This window comes from Nocardia sp. XZ_19_385, assembly GCF_015355755.1.
Classification (GTDB): domain Bacteria; phylum Actinomycetota; class Actinomycetes; order Mycobacteriales; family Mycobacteriaceae; genus Nocardia.
In genome coordinates, this window is record NZ_JACVEE010000001.1 from 1,853,789 (window position 1) to 1,869,803 (window position 16,015).

Sequence of the window (16,015 nt, forward strand, 5' to 3'; positions counted from 1 at the left end):
AGCGCGGCTAGAGCACGGCGAGCTCGCTGGCTCCCCGCTCGGTCCGGCGGACCTGCCAGACCGCGGTGCGGGTGCGCTGCGAGCGGCCGTTGCCGCGATCGATCAACGCTCGGTTGCTGGTGGTGTAGATCAGCTGGGCGCCACGGGAATTGGTTTCCGGGTTCTGAAACAGCTGGATCAGGCGGTCGGCCTGTTCGGCGGGCAGGTGCGCGCCGAGGTCGTCGACCGCGAGCACGCGGCCCGCGTCGAGCGCGTCCAGCATCGTCGGGAGCAGCCGCAGCAGGGACAGGGTGGCGGCGGATTCGTCGGTGATGTCGAAGGGGGCCGCTATGCCCTCGTGCATCACATTCAGGCCGGCGCCGCGGCGGGCGACCATCCGGGAGTAGAGCGCGTCGCGTGCGGCCCGCAGATTGGCGAGTTCGCGGTCCAGCATCAGCGGGGTGATTCCGTTGGCCCGCAACAGATTCTCGGCATGGCCGGGCGAGGTGGCGCACAGGTCGGCCTGCTCGGCGGTCGCGGCGATGTCGCCGTCCAGGTCCCGCAGGTAGTCGGCGTACATCGGATCATGTTCGGCGACAAGCAGATCCGTGATGCCCAGGTCGGCGGCACGGAGCAGCAGGAGCAGTCGCGCGGCGTTCTCGGCGGACCGGGAGACGTGCCCGCCCAGCCGATGCGCCACCTCGGCCGGGTCCGGCGCACCCGCCTGCACCTCCAGCAGCGCGGAGAACCACCGGTAGGCGGGCACCAGCGCCTCGGCGTACATCTGCCCGGCCAGGCTGAGCAGCAACGCGTTCGGGCGCACCAGCGGTACCAGCGCGGCAATCCCGTAGCGGGCCGCCTCGAACATCGGACCGACCTTGATCTGATCGCCGTTGCGCTCGAACACGATTCGCTTCCGGTTCCGCGGATGGGTGTACAACCACTCCGCCGTCACATCGGCGTTGTCCAACCGGAACCCATAGGTATAGGGGACCCCCTCCGCGACGAAGGCGGCCACGAATTCCGTTGGCCGATCCGGGAATCCGAGGTGCGGCGATCGCACCGGCCCGGCATAGGGGTCCCACCCCGTCACCGAATTCAGCACCGCGTCCCGCATCTGCCCCAGCGCCCCGATCAGGCTGGACTTCCCCGCCGCCGGCGACCCGAGCACCGCCGTCACCGGCACCGCCACCGGCCCACTCCCCCGGTACAACCGCAGTTCCTGCCGTTCGGCCAGTGACCGATGATTCTCCACCTGAAAGCTCCGCAACACGCTGCCATCCTTGCCTGCGCACGGCGGGTGTGCGACATACAGGGCAGCTCGCTCCTGTTAGCAACCTTCCGCGACAGTTGTGTATAACTCTGAAATACTTGCTCCTACCTGCGCATTTGTCGCCCGCTGAGGAACTTCGCGCCTTGTGCCCGACGTAGGTTGTGCTCATGACCACCACACCCCGCCGACGACACCGTCGCCGCGAACGACCTGTTCCCGCCACCGAGTTAGCGATAGCCTGAGCACATGACCGAGGCCCCGATCGAACGCCGCTGGACCCGCGACGAGTTCGTGCGCGCGTGGGAGGCGGGTGAGTTCGACCATCGGGTCGAACTCATCGAGGGGGAGGTTTGGCCAGTGGGGATCGGGGACTGGCATGGTGAAACCCTGTTTCGGGTCGTTAGAACACTTCCCGGCGAAGGGGTCGTGGTGACTGGCGCGTCGCTCCCCACTGGCGACTCCCTACCGGACCCTGATTGCTGGATTCGACGTCAAGGCAGCGAAGCCATCGGGAAGGTCGGACGAAAGATCTCGATGTGGCATCCCGCCGATGTGCTGTTGCTGGTCGAGGTCTCACATGAAACCGTTCGCGAGGACCTCGGAATCAAGGCGAGGTTGTACAGCCGTGACGGGTACGAGGTGTATTGGGTCGTCACCGAGGGCGTCATCTACGAGCACACCGACCCCACGCCCACCGGCTACCGCACCGTCCGGGAATACCACCCGGGCCAGCTCATTCCAGTGCACTACGCCGACACCGCCATCGCCGTCGACGAGTTGCTGTACCCGGATCGTGGCTGACCGAAGTGCGGACAAGCTGGACAAGTCGCACTAGCATGCTGGGCGCAGTAGTTGCCGTGTGCGATGCGGTGCGAAAGTTTCGAGCGAGTAGGTAGCGATGGAAATTTCAGTACGGCGGGTGGCACTTCGGAGCGCGGTTATCGCCGCGATGGGGCTCGGGTCGGTGATCTTCGTGCCGCAGGCGGTGGCGGGGTCGCCGTGTCCGGATGGCACCGCGCGAATCTTCTTCGAAGGCGGAGACAATCATTGTCAGGCGGGGTCGGCGAGTTTCTCGTCGCCGCGGTGGGTGTCCAAGGTGTGTTCGGTGGGGCCGGTAAAGGTCACCGTGCGTGTCGAGTACAGCGGATATGGAGCCAGGCCGCTCAACCGTGAGCTCGATCCCGGGCACTGCGCGCAGATTCCGCTGCCCGCGCAGAAATCCGCGTCGGTAGTGCTGACGCCGGTCTAAGGGCAGTCAGCGCAGTAGTAGTGCGCTGTCACCGAATTCGTGCCACAGGTAGCCGGTGTCCAGGGCCGCCGCGTAGGCGTCACACACCACCCCTTCGCCTGCTACCGCTACCAGCAGGTCCAGGTGCGAGGCGCCCGGTGCGTGCCAGCCGGTGATCAGGCCGTCGACGACGCGGGCCGGATTGTCCGCGCCGAGTACGAGTTCCGTCCAGCCCGCCGCCGGATGAACCCGGCCGGCGGGATCGGCGGCGGATTCCAGGGCGCGAGTCACCGTGGTGCCGACCGCGATCACGCGTCCGCCCGCAGCCTTTGTGTCGTTGACGAGGCGGGCGGTGGCGGCGGGGACAGTGCGGCGTTCCGGGCTCGGTGGTTCGCCGGTTTCCGGTGAGGACACCCCGGTGTGCAGAGTGATCGGCGCGACGCCGACACCGGAGGTCAGCAGATCCAATACCAGCCGATCGGTGAACGGCCGTGCGGCGCTCGGCATTTCCGCGCTGCCGGGAATACGGCCGAAGGCTGTCGTGTAGTACGAAGCCGACCAGCGTTGCGGCACATACGAATAGGTGATCGGATACCCGTGACTCCGCATCAGCTGATACGGGTCGCCGGTGAGCTCAGCGCTCCACAAACGCCGGGCCGGTGGCAACCACGGTTCGACCAGAGTGGCTCGAGCGCCGCCCAGTAGCTCCAGCGTGACGCCCGGCGCGAGGGCTCGGTGCGGAAACGGAATCCGTTCCGGAGAGCGGACTTCCACCACCCACCGGCCGTCGTCCAGCCAGGTCGAGAAGTGCAGGGTGACCGGCCGGTCGCCGAGAAACCCGTCGACCGCGGCGGACATCGTCGCTGAATTGTTCACCACCACAAGGTCACCGGGGCGCAGATGCTGCGGCAGTTCGTTGAACCGGGCGTGCGTCAGCCCATCCTGCGCCACCAGCAACCGCACTTCGTCGCGGGCGAGCCCGCGTGCTTCCGGTGGTTGCGTCGCGTTCCGCTCCGGCGGCAACACGAAGGCCCGTTCGGCCACCGAGACGGTCATCGAGCTCCTCCGCCCGCTGTAGACAGTGTGCTGTTCATCGGACGACCTCGGTGAAATCGGCAGCGGTGTAGCGAGCGCTCTTGGGGCGCTGCTCGATCAGCCGGAGCAGGGCCGGTACCACGGTCTCCGGCGCCGGACGGTCGGAGATGTCGTCACCGGGGAACGCGGCCTGGTGCATTTCGGTGCGCATGTCACCGGGATCGAAGGCGTAGATCGAGAGCTCCGGATGCTCGGCGGCCAGGATCGCGGTGAGCTGGTCCAGCGCCGCCTTGGACGAACCGTAACCACCCCAGCCGGGGTACGGCTCGACACCGGCATCGGAGCTGATGTTCACCGCGACACCGTTCGCGTCCCGCAGCAGCGGCAACGCGAACTGTAGAATAGCCAGCGGCGCAACAACATTGGTGCGATAGATCTTCTCCAGCACGTCGAGTGGATACCCCGCGAGCGGCGGCAACGGACTCGACCCGAGCGAGCTCGCGTTGTTCACGACGAGGTCGAGCTGCCCCAGCGCCTCGGTAGCTTCCGCCAGCCGCGCACGATGCGCCGGATCCCCGACATCCCCGGGTACCGCGAGAAATGCCGAACCCAGCTCCGTCCGAACACTCGTGAGCCGACCCGCCCGGCGCCCGGTGCCGACCACCCGCCATCCGCGGCGGACAAGTTCCCGGCTCAGCGCCAGCCCCAACCCTGCCGAAGCACCCGTGATCAGAGCATTGCGATGGTGAATCATGGTGACCTCCTGTTCAGTCACCACCATCGTGATACCTAAACGATAGTTCAGGTCAAGCGTCGTTCGCCCGGCGCGTACCCAGCCGCCTTGTTCGCTCGCGCTAGCCTCCGGCAAAACACTGAAGGAGCGCACAGCGCCTTCTCCACACCGGCGAGCAACTGACGCTACTTCTTTCAATAGCCGCCGACGTGACGCGCGGATCATCAACGGCGCGCGGTAACGAGTTGGCGTTTGGTGTCGCCACGTGGGCGCGACCCGCGTCGGACACGCCCCCAGGGTTTGGCAACGCTGAGCACGGTCGCGATCGCAAGGGCGGTCAGCGACACCGCGGGCGGGTAGAAGAGTTCCGACACCGCCGCCGGATCGGGCGCGCCGGTCAGCAGCTCCCTGCCGTAGCCTCCGACCTCGGCCATGCCCGGCCGCAGCGCTGTCACGATGAGCAGGCACAGCCCCAGGTTGAGCACCAGCTTGACCAGCACCCACCAGTAGCGAACCAAACCCCATTTGGTGCCCAGGCCCAGCAGCAATCCGGTGGCCAGGCACACCAGCGCGGAAATCAGCATCGGCCACACCACGAAGGCCGCGAGTGCTTGGTAGGCAAGGCTTCTGGTCTCGACGCCCGAGCCGAACCGGCCGACGGCGACCAGCACGGCGACGATGACGTCGATGCCGATCCACGCGCCCGCGGCGACGATGTGAACAATGAGCGTTGTCTGACGCCAGCGGCGGTTCAGTTTCCACATGCGTCCCAGCCTGTCGCCCCGCGTTGCGAGATGAATCCGGCTGGCGGCGACAGCCCGCCTACGCCCCGAGGCGTAGCGGAGGTCCGCGACTACTTCGACGTCGACATCGCGCTCCGCAGCAGGCCACCCAGCGGCGCAGGACATCCAACCGCGCTACTCGGCGTCCGCTACCGGCGGAGTCACCGCCTCCGGGCCCTCGTCGAGAAGCCGCCGGAAACCGTCCTCGTCCAGGATCGGCACCCCCAGCTCCTCGGCCTTGGCCGCCTTGGTGCCGGGCGAATCACCGATGACCACGAACGCCGTCTTCTTCGAGACCGAGCTGGCCGCCTTGCCGCCGCGGAGCAGGATCGCTTCCTTGGCGCCGTCCCGCGTAAAGCCTTGCAGCGAACCGGTGACGACGATGGACAGGCCCTCGAGGTTGCGCTCGATCGATTCGTCGCGTTCGTCTTCCATGCGCACGCCCGCGGCCGCCCACTTGTCGACGATGGCGCGATGCCAGTCGACGGTGAACCATTCGGCGGCGGCGTTCGCGATGGTCGGGCCGACGCCGTCGGCGGCGCCGAGCTCCTCGGCGGAGGCTTCCATGATGCGTTCCATGCTGGCGAATTCCGCGGCGAGCGCGCGGGCCGCGGTGGGGCCGACATGGCGGATCGACAAGGCGACCAGCACGCGCCACAGCGGACGGTCCTTGGCGGATTCCAGATTCTCCAGTAGCCGTTTGCCGTTGGCGGACAGCGTGCCGCTCTTGTTGGCGAACAGCGTGGTGGTCAGCAGGTCGGCTTCGTCGAGGTCGAACAGGTCGCCTTCGTCGGAGATCGCGCCGGATTTGAGCAGGTCGACCGCGGCCTCGTAGCCGAGTGCTTCGATGTCGAAGGCGCCGCGGCCGGCGACGTGGAAGACCCGCTCGCGCAACTGCGCCGGGCAGTACTGCTGGTTGGGGCAGCGGATATCGGCGTCGCCCTCTTTGGCGGGCGCGAGTTCGGTGCCGCATTCGGGGCAGTGCGTCGGCATGACGAATTCGCGTTCGTCGCCGGTGCGCGCGTCGACCACCGGGCCGAGCACCTCGGGGATCACGTCGCCGGCCTTGCGGATGGTGACGGTGTCGCCGATCAGCACGCCCTTGCGCTTGACCTCGGACGCGTTGTGCAGCGTGGCCATCGAGACGGTGGAGCCCGCGATCGACACCGGCTCCATCACCGCGAACGGCGTAACCCGCCCGGTGCGACCGACATTGACCTGGATATCGCGAAGCTTGGTGGTCGCTTCTTCCGGCGGATACTTGTACGCGATGGCCCAGCGCGGCGCCCGCGACGTCGACCCGAGGCGGCGCTGCAACGCCATCTCGTCGATCTTGATGACCTGGCCGTCGATCTCGTGCTCGATGTCGTGGCGGTGCTCACCCCAGTAGGCGACCCGCTCGATCACCGCGTCGATGCCCTGCACGAGCCGCGTGTGCTCGGACACCGGCAGCCCCCACGCGGCGAGCGCCCGGTAGGCCTCGTGCTGCGAGGTCGGCGCATATCCTTCGATGCGGCCGAAGCCGTGGCAGATCATCCGCAGCCGTCGCCGCGCCGTCACCGACGGATCCTTCTGCCGCAGCGAACCGGCCGCGGTGTTGCGCGGATTCGCGTACGGCGGTTTGCCTTCCGCGACGATGGCGGCGTTGAGCGTCTCGAAATCCTCTAGCCGCATGTAGGCCTCGCCGCGCACCTCGAGCAGCGCCGGGACCGGGAACTCCGCGGTCGGTGTCAGTTCACCGGGGATGTCTTCGATGGTGCGTGCGTTCAACGTGACGTCTTCACCGGTGCGCCCGTCGCCGCGGGTGGCGCCGCGCACCAGCTTGCCGTTCTCGTACACCAGGTTCAGCGCGACGCCGTCGATCTTCACCTCGCACAGATAGTGCAGGTTGGATCCGGCCTCGGCTTCCACCTTGCTCGCCCAGGTGCGCAGCTCATCGAAGTCGAAGACATTGTCCAGCGACAGCATTCGCTCCAGATGGTCGACCGCGGTGAAGTCGGTCGCGAAGCCGCCGCCGACCATCTGGGTCGGCGAATCGGGCGTCCGCAGATCCGGATGCGACTCCTCCAGCGCCTGCAACTTCCGTAGCAGCGTGTCGAACTCGCCATCGGAAACGATCGGCGCGTCCCGCACGTAATACCGGAACTGATGCTCGCGCACCTCATCGGCCAACTGCTGCCACCGCACGCGCAGCTCCGCCGACGCCTGCACGGGCGCACTGTCACCGGCGGGGTTCTGGAGGGATTCGACACTGTCACTCACACAAGGAACCCTAGCCGACCCCACCGACACATTCGGGCACGTCAGACGGCCTGTTCACGAGCGAAGCACGGCGTATCGCGGACGCTGATCCTCCCCCTTCGGCTACTCGACCCTCCGCAGGAATTCGGGCCTGGCGATCAAATCACCGACTGCATCGCCGAGCTCCCGCCGCGCCCAGATTCCCAAACGATCCCGTATTTCGACATTGCTTCCCGCACTCGCGCCCGGCAGCCACCGCCGCCTTGCCATAGCCAGCAGGGCAGCGCCCGCCCGCGAAAGATCTGAATCGAGCGTGTAGGCGACGAACGCCGATGCGGTTTGCGCTTCGATCAGTCCCGGCACCTGCTCCAGCTCTTGGATCAGTGGCCGATCTGAGGTGACCAGCACCTCGGCATGGGCAAAAACAGCAGCCGCCACCACATGGCGATCTTTCTGATTCACAAGCTTCGGGACGTCCGCTTCGAAACCGTCGGGCCACTCGACCAGCGCGTCCGGAAACGCCTGGGCCATTGCGGAGAACAGCACCGCACGATCGGCAGCATCCATGGATTCCGGTAGGTGCCGGGCCGCTTCCGCCAAAACCTCTGCGCTCCAGCGCACTTCGTACAGCCGTACCTCGGCCAGCGTCAGTAGGACATCACGAAGGCGTGCGGGGACCAGTACGTTGGCATCGAGGAAGGCTCGGAACGGCACCGAGCGACTCTACTCAGAAATCGTCGTCGTAAAGACCCGATTTGCGGGAAACCCTCGCGACCTCGTCGAGGGCCGCGCCAGATTCACGCTGTCGCTGATCACGATAATCGAGCAAGGCCCGCAATGGGATTCGACGATGGGTGCCGCGATACTCGGCTGGAAGTTTCCCGTCGTCGACCAACCGGCACACATAGGTACGCGAGAGCCCTAGCAACTCGGCTGCGGTGGAAGTCGTCACCAATTCCTCGATGGCACCGATGACCACGCCACGTCCGGCGCTCAACTGCTCGAGCACGGTGAGTACTGCGGTGCGCACGCTCGCCGGGACCTCGATACGCACACCATCGATCGTGATCGCCGATTCATCTGGAACTGCGCCACGAAGCGTCGTCAGGGCGTCTTCGAGCTTGATTCGGACCGACGGCGAGACGTTGGCCTCCAGATGAGACACGGTCATCGGGCACCTCCCTGCGCCGTACCAGTCATGACCCGAGTATGAACGCTAAACGCCATAAACGCAACAACCCGGCTTCAGCCGCTCGCACCGCCGGCACTATTCGAAGGTCAGAGAGTCGGGGTCGTCGGCGAAAGCGCGGGCCGTTTCGGCGGCCAGACTCAGTGCGCGGCGCGCCCAGGGCAGCGGCGCAGCGCCCAGCCCACAGGCCGGACTGACGAGGACCTGGGACGACAGCGTCCGGCGCGAGAAGCCGAGGCGGTCGACCAGGCGTACGGCTGGTTCGGCGATATCGCGCCAGGTGGGCGGGATGGCCGGGGCTGTGGTCGGTACCAGTCCGAGCACCAATTGCTTTCCGGCGTCTAGGGTTTCGCCGATCCGGTCCAGGTCGCGGGTCGCGATGGTGGTGATGTCGAAACCGATTGCGGCGGCCGCGCTGGCGCGCAGGAAGCCGATTGCGGGCGGATTGGCGCAGCTGTGCACCAGGACCGGTGCGGATTGCGAGGTGATGACGGCGTCGAGGAGCGCGAGGGCCTCCGGCTCCGGGACTGCGCGCACGGTGTTGAGCACGCTTACGCCACGTAGGGAACCGTTCAGCACATCGGTGAGTGATGGTTCATCAAGCTGCACAACGACTTCCGCGCCGAGGCGCTTGCGCACTTCGGCCACGTGCGCGCGCAGACCCTCGGCGAGGGATTCCGAAAGGTCGCGCACCGCACCGGGATCGGTGAGGATGCGGTGGCCGCCGGGGAGTTCTACCTGAGCGGCCAGCGTCAGCGGACCGGCGGCCTGCACTTTGACAACCCGGCCGGTACCCGCCGAACCCGTTGTCTCCCAGACTTCTTCGAGCGCGTCCAGGTCCGCGCGCAGCAGGTCGCGGGCGCGGCGGGATGCCGCGCCCGGTCGCGGTGCGAGGCGGTAGCCGCGGGTGGTGGTGTCGAAACGCATGTCCACCAGCAGGGCCGAAACCCGCCCGAGCATGTCCGCACCCACGCCGCGACCTGGCAATTCGACCAGATGCGCGAGGTCGGGCAGCTCACCGGCAATGGTCGCCGCCGCCTCCCGGGGATCGGCCCCCGGCCACGATCCCACCGCGGTCGCGATCCCTCCGGGCAGCAACTTCATCGCCGCCGTCCCGGTCGCGTCTGTTCCGGTTTCGCTCACTACGCCCTACCCAAGTCGGTATTCGCTGAACGGAGCGCCGAGTGGCACACCTTGGCGGGGCCACTCGCCGTTTGCCTCAGCGATGTGCCACTCACCTGCCGTACCTTGCCAGCTCTGCCGAATTACTGGGCGGCAGAGCTGGTTTCGCTGCCGATTGTGCTGTTGTCGCGTTCGGTGCCGCTGATGGTGCCGCTACCGATCACTTCGTCGCCCTCGGAGTCCGGGCGGTAGAGCACCACCGCCTGGCCCTTCGCGACACCGGTGAGGGGTTCGCGCAGGCGCACGAGCAGGCCGTCGCCGACCGCTTCGGCGACCGCGGGCGCGGTACCGCCGTGCGCGCGGACCTGTGCGACGCACTCGATCGGTCCTTCCGGCGCGACACCGGAGGTCCAGATGGCGCGTTCGGCCAGCACGGTCCACACCTGCAGATCCTCTGCCGAACCCACATGGACGGTACCCGATTCGGGATCGATGCCGGTGACATAGCGAGGCTTGCCGTCGGCGCCCGGCCCGGGCAGCCCGAGGCCCTTGCGCTGACCGATCGTAAACCCGTGCACGCCTTCGTGTTCGGCGAGCTTGGTGCCGTCGGCATCGACGACCGCACCGGGCCGGATACCGATCTTGGCGCCGAGGAAGGCGCGGGTGTCCCCGGACGGGATGAAGCAGATGTCATGGGAGTCGGGCTTGTTCGCGACCGAGAGCCCGCGCTCGGCGGCCTCCTCGCGGATCTGCGGCTTCGGGGTGTCGCCCACCGGGAACATCGCCCGGGAGAGCTGCTCGGCCGTGAGCACCGCGAGCACGTAGGACTGATCCTTGTCGGCGTCGACCGCGCGGCGCAGCACGCCGTCGTCCAGTCGCGCGTAATGGCCGGTGACCACCGCATCGAATCCGAGCGCCACCGCCCGGTCCGACAGCGCCGAGAACTTGATCTTCTCGTTGCAGCGCAGGCACGGGTTCGGGGTCTCCCCCGCCGCGTAGGCCGCGACGAAGTCGTCGATCACGTCTTCCTTGAAGCGGTCGGCGAAATCCCAGACATAGAACGGGATTCCGAGCACGTCGGCGGCGCGGCGGGCATCGCCGGCGTCCTCCTTCGAGCAGCAACCGCGCGATCCGGTGCGCAGCGTGCCGGGGTTCGCCGACAGCGCCAGGTGCACCCCGACCACCTCATGTCCGGCGTCGACGGCGCGTGCCGCCGCCACAGCCGAATCCACACCACCGCTCATCGCCGCGAGTACCCGCATCACACACCACCTTTCGCACCGGCAAGACCAGCCGCTCTGGCTCGCTCCACAACCTGGGGCAAGACCTGCACCAGGGCATTCACATCGGCACGGGTCGAGGTGTGCCCGAGCGAGAAGCGCAGCGATCCGCGCGCCTCCCACGGCTCCACGCCCATGGCGATCAAGACATGACTGGGTTCGGCCACGCCCGCATTGCACGCCGACCCGGTCGAGCATTCGATCCCGGCCGCGTCCAGCAGCATCAGCAACGAATCCCCTTCGCAGCCAGGGAATCTGAAGTGCACGTTGCCGGGCAGCCGGTGCGCGTCGCGCGGCCCGTTGAGTACCGCCTCCGGCACCGCTTCCAGCACCCGTTCGATCAGCTCGTCGCGCAGCGCGGCCAATTCCATTGCACGCACGGGCAATTCGGTCACAGCCTGGTGCAGCGCGGTGGCGAAACCGACCGCCGCCGCGGTATCGGAGGTCCCCGAACGCAGGTCCCGCTCGTGCCCGCCGCCGTGCAGCAGCGGCACACACGGCACCTGCCGGCCCAGCAGCAGCACTCCGACCCCGTGCGGTCCGCCGATCTTGTGCCCGGCGAAACTGGCCGCCGACAACCCGCTCGCCGCGAAATCTATGGGCAACTGCGCGGCCGCCTGCACCGCGTCGCTGTGCATGGGCACACCGAATTCCTGTGCCACCGAGGCCAATTCACGGATCGGCTGAATGGTCCCGACCTCGTTGTTGGCCCACATGACGGTGACCAGCGCGACCTCGTCGGCGTGCGCGGCGAGCGCGGCCTGCAGCACCCGCGGCGCCACGACCCCGTCCGCGTCGACCGGCAGCCAGGTCACGTGCGCGCCCTCGTGCTGCTCCAGCCACTCGATCGCGTCGATCACCGCATGATGCTCGATGGACGAGCTGATGATTCTGGTGCGCCGCGGTTCGGCGTCACGCCGCGCCCAGTAAATGCCCTTGATCGCCAGATTGTCGCTCTCGGTGCCCCCGGAGGTGAAGATGACCTCCGACGGCCGGGCGCCCAGATCAGCGGCGATGGATTCCCGTGCCTCTTCGAGCATGCGCCGGGCCGCTCGGCCCGACCCGTGCAGGGAGGACGCGTTGCCGGGCAATGCCAGGGCAGCCGTCATCGCCTCGATCGCGGCAGGCAGCATCGGAGTGGTGGCCGCGTGATCGAGGTAGACCGTCTTGGGCGCAGCACCGCCCGATAGAGCCGACTTCATGACCGAATAACCCTATCCCAGCCTTGACCTGCACATCTTGGGGGTTCCCCCGCTGTCTACGATTTACCCACGATGCGCAACGCCGTGCGCGGCTTCCGATATTCCCGTCGCCCCCGCTCGAGCGCCTCTTTCAGGGCCAACGCACCCCCACGCCAGCACGGAGTCGCCGGCGACGGCGAGCGGGCAGTCCCTGCCCCGTGCGAACGACTTCGGGTTTGCCTCGACCGACGGTGGGCACCACCCAGCTGTCTGGAGACACTTGTTCGCTCACAGGAGGTAGCTCGATGGCAGGATCCGCACGACGCTCGAAATCGCAGCCTGCCGTTCCCGGCGCGCCGTCCAGCGAGGCCGCGACAGTGCAAGAACCGACGAAGCCACGCAAGCCGCTGCCACCGAAACCGGACCAGACCGGGCCGGAGACGGTCACACCGACCGGGAAGTCCACCGGCCTTCCGCAAGACGCCGTAGCCCAGCAAGGCGCGTTCCTGACTACGGCACAGGGCGCTCGGCCCAGCGACACCGACCATTCGCTGAAGGCGGGCCCGCGTGGGCCGATCCTGCTGCAGGATCACCATCTGCGCGAGAAGATCACCCACTTCGACCACGAGCGCATCCCCGAGCGAGCGGTGCACGCACGCGGCGCGGCCGCGCACGGGGTGTTCGTCGGCAATGGCGCGGCCGCGAAGGTCTGCTGTGCGTCCTTGTTCGCGAAGGGCAAGGAAACCCCGGTTTTCGTGCGCTTCTCCACGGTGCTCGGCTCGCGTGGGTCGGCCGACACGGTCCGTGACACCCGCGGTTTCGCCACCAAGTTCTACACCGATGAGGGCGTTTTCGACCTGGTCGGAAACAACATTCCGGTGTTCTTCATCCAGGACGCCATCAAGTTTCCCGACGTCGTCCACGCCGCCAAACCGCACCCGGATCGGGAGATTCCGCAGGCGCAGAGCGCCCACGACACGTTCTGGGATTTCGTCACCCTGCACACCGAGGCGACCGCGCACACCCTGTGGAACATGTCCGACCGCGGTATCCCGCGCTCCTATCGCATGATGGAGGGCTTCGGCGTCCACACCTTCCGGCTGATCAACGACCGCGGTGCGTCGGTGCTGGTGAAGTTCCATTGGAAGCCGAAGCTCGGCGTGCACTCGCTGCTGTGGGAAGAAGCGCAGATCGCGGCCGGGATCGACCCCGATATGCACCGGCGCGACCTCGCCGACGCCATCGAAGCCGGCGCGTTCCCGCAGTGGGACCTCGGGATCCAGGTGTTTCCCGACACCGAGGAGCAGATGTTCGAAGGCATCGATCTGCTCGATCCCACCAAGCTCGTGCCCGAGGAACTGGCGCCGGTGCAGATCATCGGCACGATGACGCTGAACGCCAATCCCACCAACTACTTCAGCCAGACCGAACAGGTCGCCTTCCACCCCGGCCATCTGGTTCGCGGCATCGACGTCACCAACGATCCGTTGCTGCAGGGTCGCCTGTTCTCCTACATCGACACCCAGCTCACCCGGCTGGGCGGGCCGAACTTCGCGCAGATTCCGATCAACCGGCCGCACGCCGAGGTCAACGACATGCTGCGGGATGGCATGCACCAGACCGCGGTCCATGCCGGCGTCGCGCCCTACCGGCCGAACAGTCTCGATGGCGGTTGCCCGTTCCTCGCGGGCGCGAAAGACACGGTGCAGATCGAATTTCCGGAGCACGTGGCCGGGCAGAAGGTGCGCGCCGCCGCGGCCAGTTTCGACGACCACTTCAGCTCGGCCCGCATGTTCTACGCCAGCCTCACCGAGATCGAACAGGCCCACGTCGCCAAGGCGTACACCTTCGAACTCGGCAAATGCTACGAAAAGGTGATCAAGGAGCGCGCTATCACGGTGTTGCGCCAGATCGACGAGCAGCTGGCGGCCAAGGTCGCGACCGGTTTGGGGCTCCAGATTTCAGGAAAGGCGGCTGCGAAGACGAAAGTCGTTGTCTCCCCGGCGCTTTCCCAGCTCGGCGGAACCTGGCCGTCCGATGGCCGCATCATCGGCATCTTCGCCGACGAGCACACCGATCTCGCCGACTTGGCCGCGACTGTCACCACCATCACCAAGCAGTCGATGACGCCGTTGGTCATCGCACCGCATGGCGGTGAATTGGGTTCGGGTGCAAAGCAAGTCGTGATCTCTCGAACCCTCGACACCGCACGCTCGATCGAATTCGACGCGTTGCTGATCACGAGCACCGTCCCCGATCTGCGACTGAACCTGCTGCTGCAGGAGGCTCATCGCCATCTCAAAGGCATCGCCTACACCCCCGGCGGCGCCGCGGCGGTCGAGGCAGCCGGCATCGCCAAGGACTCCGCGGGCGTTCAGACCGCACCGACCCTCGCCGCGGCGTTCGACGCGCTCGCCACCCTGCTGCCTGAACATCGGGTCTGGGCCCGAGCCGCCGAATATTCACACTGAGCGCAATGTTTCGACGCGCCACAGGCACTTCGCCTGTGGCGCGTCTTACTGTGGGGACGCGCCGGGATCTCAGTGCGTCAGCAGCGCGTCCACTTCATCAGCGAACAGTAGGGCCGGGTCGAATCCCATTCCGGTGAAGTGACCGGCAAGTTCGAGTGAGAGCACGCCGTGGACCCGAGTCCAGAAAGTCAGCGCGCGGCGCAGGGTGGCGGCCGAGACCGCATCCGGGGCCCATTGCCGATGGCTTTCGAGGTGGGCATCGAACGGTGTCGCCGGCTGGTCGGCGGGCAGCGCGGCGAACGCCTCGATGAGGACCGTCATGACCTCGTTGGAGATCGCGGTCGTGTCGTCGGGTGCGTGATAGCCGGGGACCGGCGTGCCATAGATAAGCAGGTACCGCTGCGGGTCTTCCAGGGCCCAGTCGCGCACGGCGTGGGCCAGACCGGGCACGCCGGATCCCGAGTCGAACGCGGACCGGACGGCATCGGCGAGGCTTCGGTAGGCGTCGCGGATGAGCTCGGTGATCAGCTCGTCGCGATTGGCGAAGTACCAGTACAGGGCGGGTCCGCTCATGCCCACGTGTTTGGCGATCGCGTTGAGCGACAAGGCCGAGACCCCCGCTGTGGCGATCTGGTCCCACGCGTGCTGCTTGATCTCCGCGCGTACCTGGGCCCGGTAGCGCTCTCGCGAACCGGTTTTACCTGCTGCCATCGCCGGCTGCCTCCTCATTCAGTTATTTAGAGGCTATCACCAAATCGAAGCCTACTCAGATTTTTGATTGACACTCGGCGTCGTGCGCTTATATGGTCTAAACAAATCGATACCCACTCAGCACGAGGAGCATCATGCCCCACTCGCACAGCCGCCGCGTTGCCCAGTTCCTGATCCCCCTCGCCGCACTCGCGCTGACAGTCGTCACCGCGTGCGGCAGCGACACCGGGGACAGCAAGGCGACGACGACCGTCGCTTCCACTCCTCCGGCGGCGCTGACCTGCGGCGGGCTCGGCATCGACGACGCGGCCAAGATCCGGTACCGGACGGAGACCGTGATCAACGCGCCCCTGAGCACCATCTGGGAACTGCAGACCGACGTGGAGCGCTGGCCCACCTGGCAGAAGGCCGTCGCCGGCATCAAGCGGCTGGATCAGGGTCCGCTGCGGGACGGCTCGCAGTTCGAGTGGACGACTCCGGTGCCCGCTTCCCCCACGACCCCGGCCACCACCCTGGTCATCACTTCTTCGGTGCACCAATTGCAGAAGAACAACTGCATGCGCTGGAGTGGCCCCGCGATCGGCGAAGGACTCCGCATCGACAACGGCGTCCATGTCTGGACCTTCACCGAGGTCGACGGCGGTGTCCTGGTGCGCACCGAAGAGAACTGGTCCGGGGCCCAGGTCGAAGCCGACGTGCCCACCTCCACCACCTTCCTCGGCGCCGGCCTGGAAGCTTGGCTGAAGGACCTGAAGGCCGCCGCCGAAGCCCGGTCCTGATTCGAACCGGG

The 16,015-nt window shown here is 67.0% G+C and carries 15 protein-coding genes; 4 read left to right on the forward strand and 11 right to left on the reverse strand.

Annotated elements, in window-relative coordinates; translation table 11 throughout:
• Positions 1–7: 7 nt before the first annotated feature.
• Positions 8–1,252 (reverse strand): ATP/GTP-binding protein, encoded by a 1,245-nt coding sequence (locus tag IBX22_RS08705; RefSeq protein ID WP_194814791.1) that lies wholly within the window; start codon positions 1,250–1,252, stop codon positions 8–10.
• Between the two features lie 246 nt (positions 1,253–1,498).
• Here IBX22_RS08705 and IBX22_RS08710 point away from each other — a divergent pair, with 246 nt between their 5' ends.
• Both IBX22_RS08710 and IBX22_RS08715 read left to right on the forward strand, forming a co-directional pair.
• Positions 1,499–2,053 carry a Uma2 family endonuclease gene (locus IBX22_RS08710; RefSeq protein ID WP_194814792.1) on the forward strand — a complete coding sequence of 185 codons (555 nt, stop codon included), beginning with the start codon at positions 1,499–1,501 and terminating at the stop codon, positions 2,051–2,053.
• 118 nt (positions 2,054–2,171) lie between these two features.
• A complete protein-coding gene (locus tag IBX22_RS08715; RefSeq protein ID WP_194814793.1) occupies positions 2,172–2,501 on the forward strand; it encodes a hypothetical protein in 330 nt (109 codons plus the stop codon).
• 6 nt (positions 2,502–2,507) lie between these two features.
• On the opposite strand, the gene IBX22_RS08720 is transcribed toward IBX22_RS08715, so the two are convergent.
• The 9 genes from IBX22_RS08720 to IBX22_RS08760 form a co-directional block, all read right to left on the reverse strand.
• Complete coding sequence (locus IBX22_RS08720) at positions 2,508–3,536, reverse strand: S-adenosylmethionine:tRNA ribosyltransferase-isomerase (RefSeq protein WP_194814794.1); 1,029 nt, start codon at positions 3,534–3,536, stop codon at positions 2,508–2,510.
• Between the two features lie 34 nt (positions 3,537–3,570).
• Positions 3,571–4,296 (reverse strand): SDR family NAD(P)-dependent oxidoreductase, encoded by a 726-nt coding sequence (locus tag IBX22_RS08725; RefSeq protein WP_375540208.1) that lies wholly within the window; start codon positions 4,294–4,296, stop codon positions 3,571–3,573.
• Positions 4,297–4,472: 176 nt separating this feature from the next.
• Entirely contained in the window at positions 4,473–5,012 is a 540-nt protein-coding gene (locus tag IBX22_RS08730; protein ID WP_194814795.1) for a hypothetical protein, read from the reverse strand.
• Between the two features lie 153 nt (positions 5,013–5,165).
• Positions 5,166–7,241, reverse strand: a complete 2,076-nt coding sequence (gene ligA, locus IBX22_RS08735) for an NAD-dependent DNA ligase LigA (protein WP_194815689.1) — start codon at positions 7,239–7,241, stop codon at positions 5,166–5,168.
• Between the two features lie 153 nt (positions 7,242–7,394).
• Entirely contained in the window at positions 7,395–7,985 is a 591-nt protein-coding gene (locus IBX22_RS08740; RefSeq protein ID WP_194814796.1) for a PIN domain-containing protein, read from the reverse strand.
• Between the two features lie 13 nt (positions 7,986–7,998).
• Entirely contained in the window at positions 7,999–8,442 is a 444-nt protein-coding gene (locus tag IBX22_RS08745) for an excisionase family DNA-binding protein (RefSeq protein WP_194814797.1), read from the reverse strand.
• A 96-nt stretch (positions 8,443–8,538) separates the two neighbouring features.
• Positions 8,539–9,564, reverse strand: a complete 1,026-nt coding sequence (locus IBX22_RS08750; protein ID WP_194815690.1) for a methionine synthase — start codon at positions 9,562–9,564, stop codon at positions 8,539–8,541.
• Positions 9,565–9,725: 161 nt separating this feature from the next.
• Positions 9,726–10,844, reverse strand: a complete 1,119-nt coding sequence (mnmA, locus tag IBX22_RS08755) for a tRNA 2-thiouridine(34) synthase MnmA (protein ID WP_194814798.1) — start codon at positions 10,842–10,844, stop codon at positions 9,726–9,728.
• Complete coding sequence (locus IBX22_RS08760) at positions 10,844–12,064, reverse strand: cysteine desulfurase family protein (protein WP_194814799.1); 1,221 nt, start codon at positions 12,062–12,064, stop codon at positions 10,844–10,846. The genes mnmA and IBX22_RS08760 overlap by 1 nt, the downstream gene beginning before the upstream one ends.
• 284 nt (positions 12,065–12,348) lie before the next feature.
• On the opposite strand from IBX22_RS08760, the gene IBX22_RS08765 reads away from it, so the two are divergent.
• The gene (locus IBX22_RS08765) at positions 12,349–14,514 is read left to right on the forward strand and encodes a catalase (protein WP_194814800.1); all 2,166 of its coding nucleotides are present in this window, start codon (positions 12,349–12,351) and stop codon (positions 14,512–14,514) included.
• A gap of 69 nt (positions 14,515–14,583) precedes the next feature.
• On the opposite strand, the gene IBX22_RS08770 is transcribed toward IBX22_RS08765, so the two are convergent.
• Positions 14,584–15,225, reverse strand: a complete 642-nt coding sequence (locus tag IBX22_RS08770; RefSeq protein ID WP_194814801.1) for a TetR/AcrR family transcriptional regulator — start codon at positions 15,223–15,225, stop codon at positions 14,584–14,586.
• Positions 15,226–15,359: 134 nt separating this feature from the next.
• Here IBX22_RS08770 and IBX22_RS08775 point away from each other — a divergent pair, with 134 nt between their 5' ends.
• Positions 15,360–16,004 carry an SRPBCC family protein gene (locus tag IBX22_RS08775; RefSeq protein ID WP_194814802.1) on the forward strand — a complete coding sequence of 215 codons (645 nt, stop codon included), beginning with the start codon at positions 15,360–15,362 and terminating at the stop codon, positions 16,002–16,004.
• Positions 16,005–16,015: the final 11 nt, after the last annotated feature.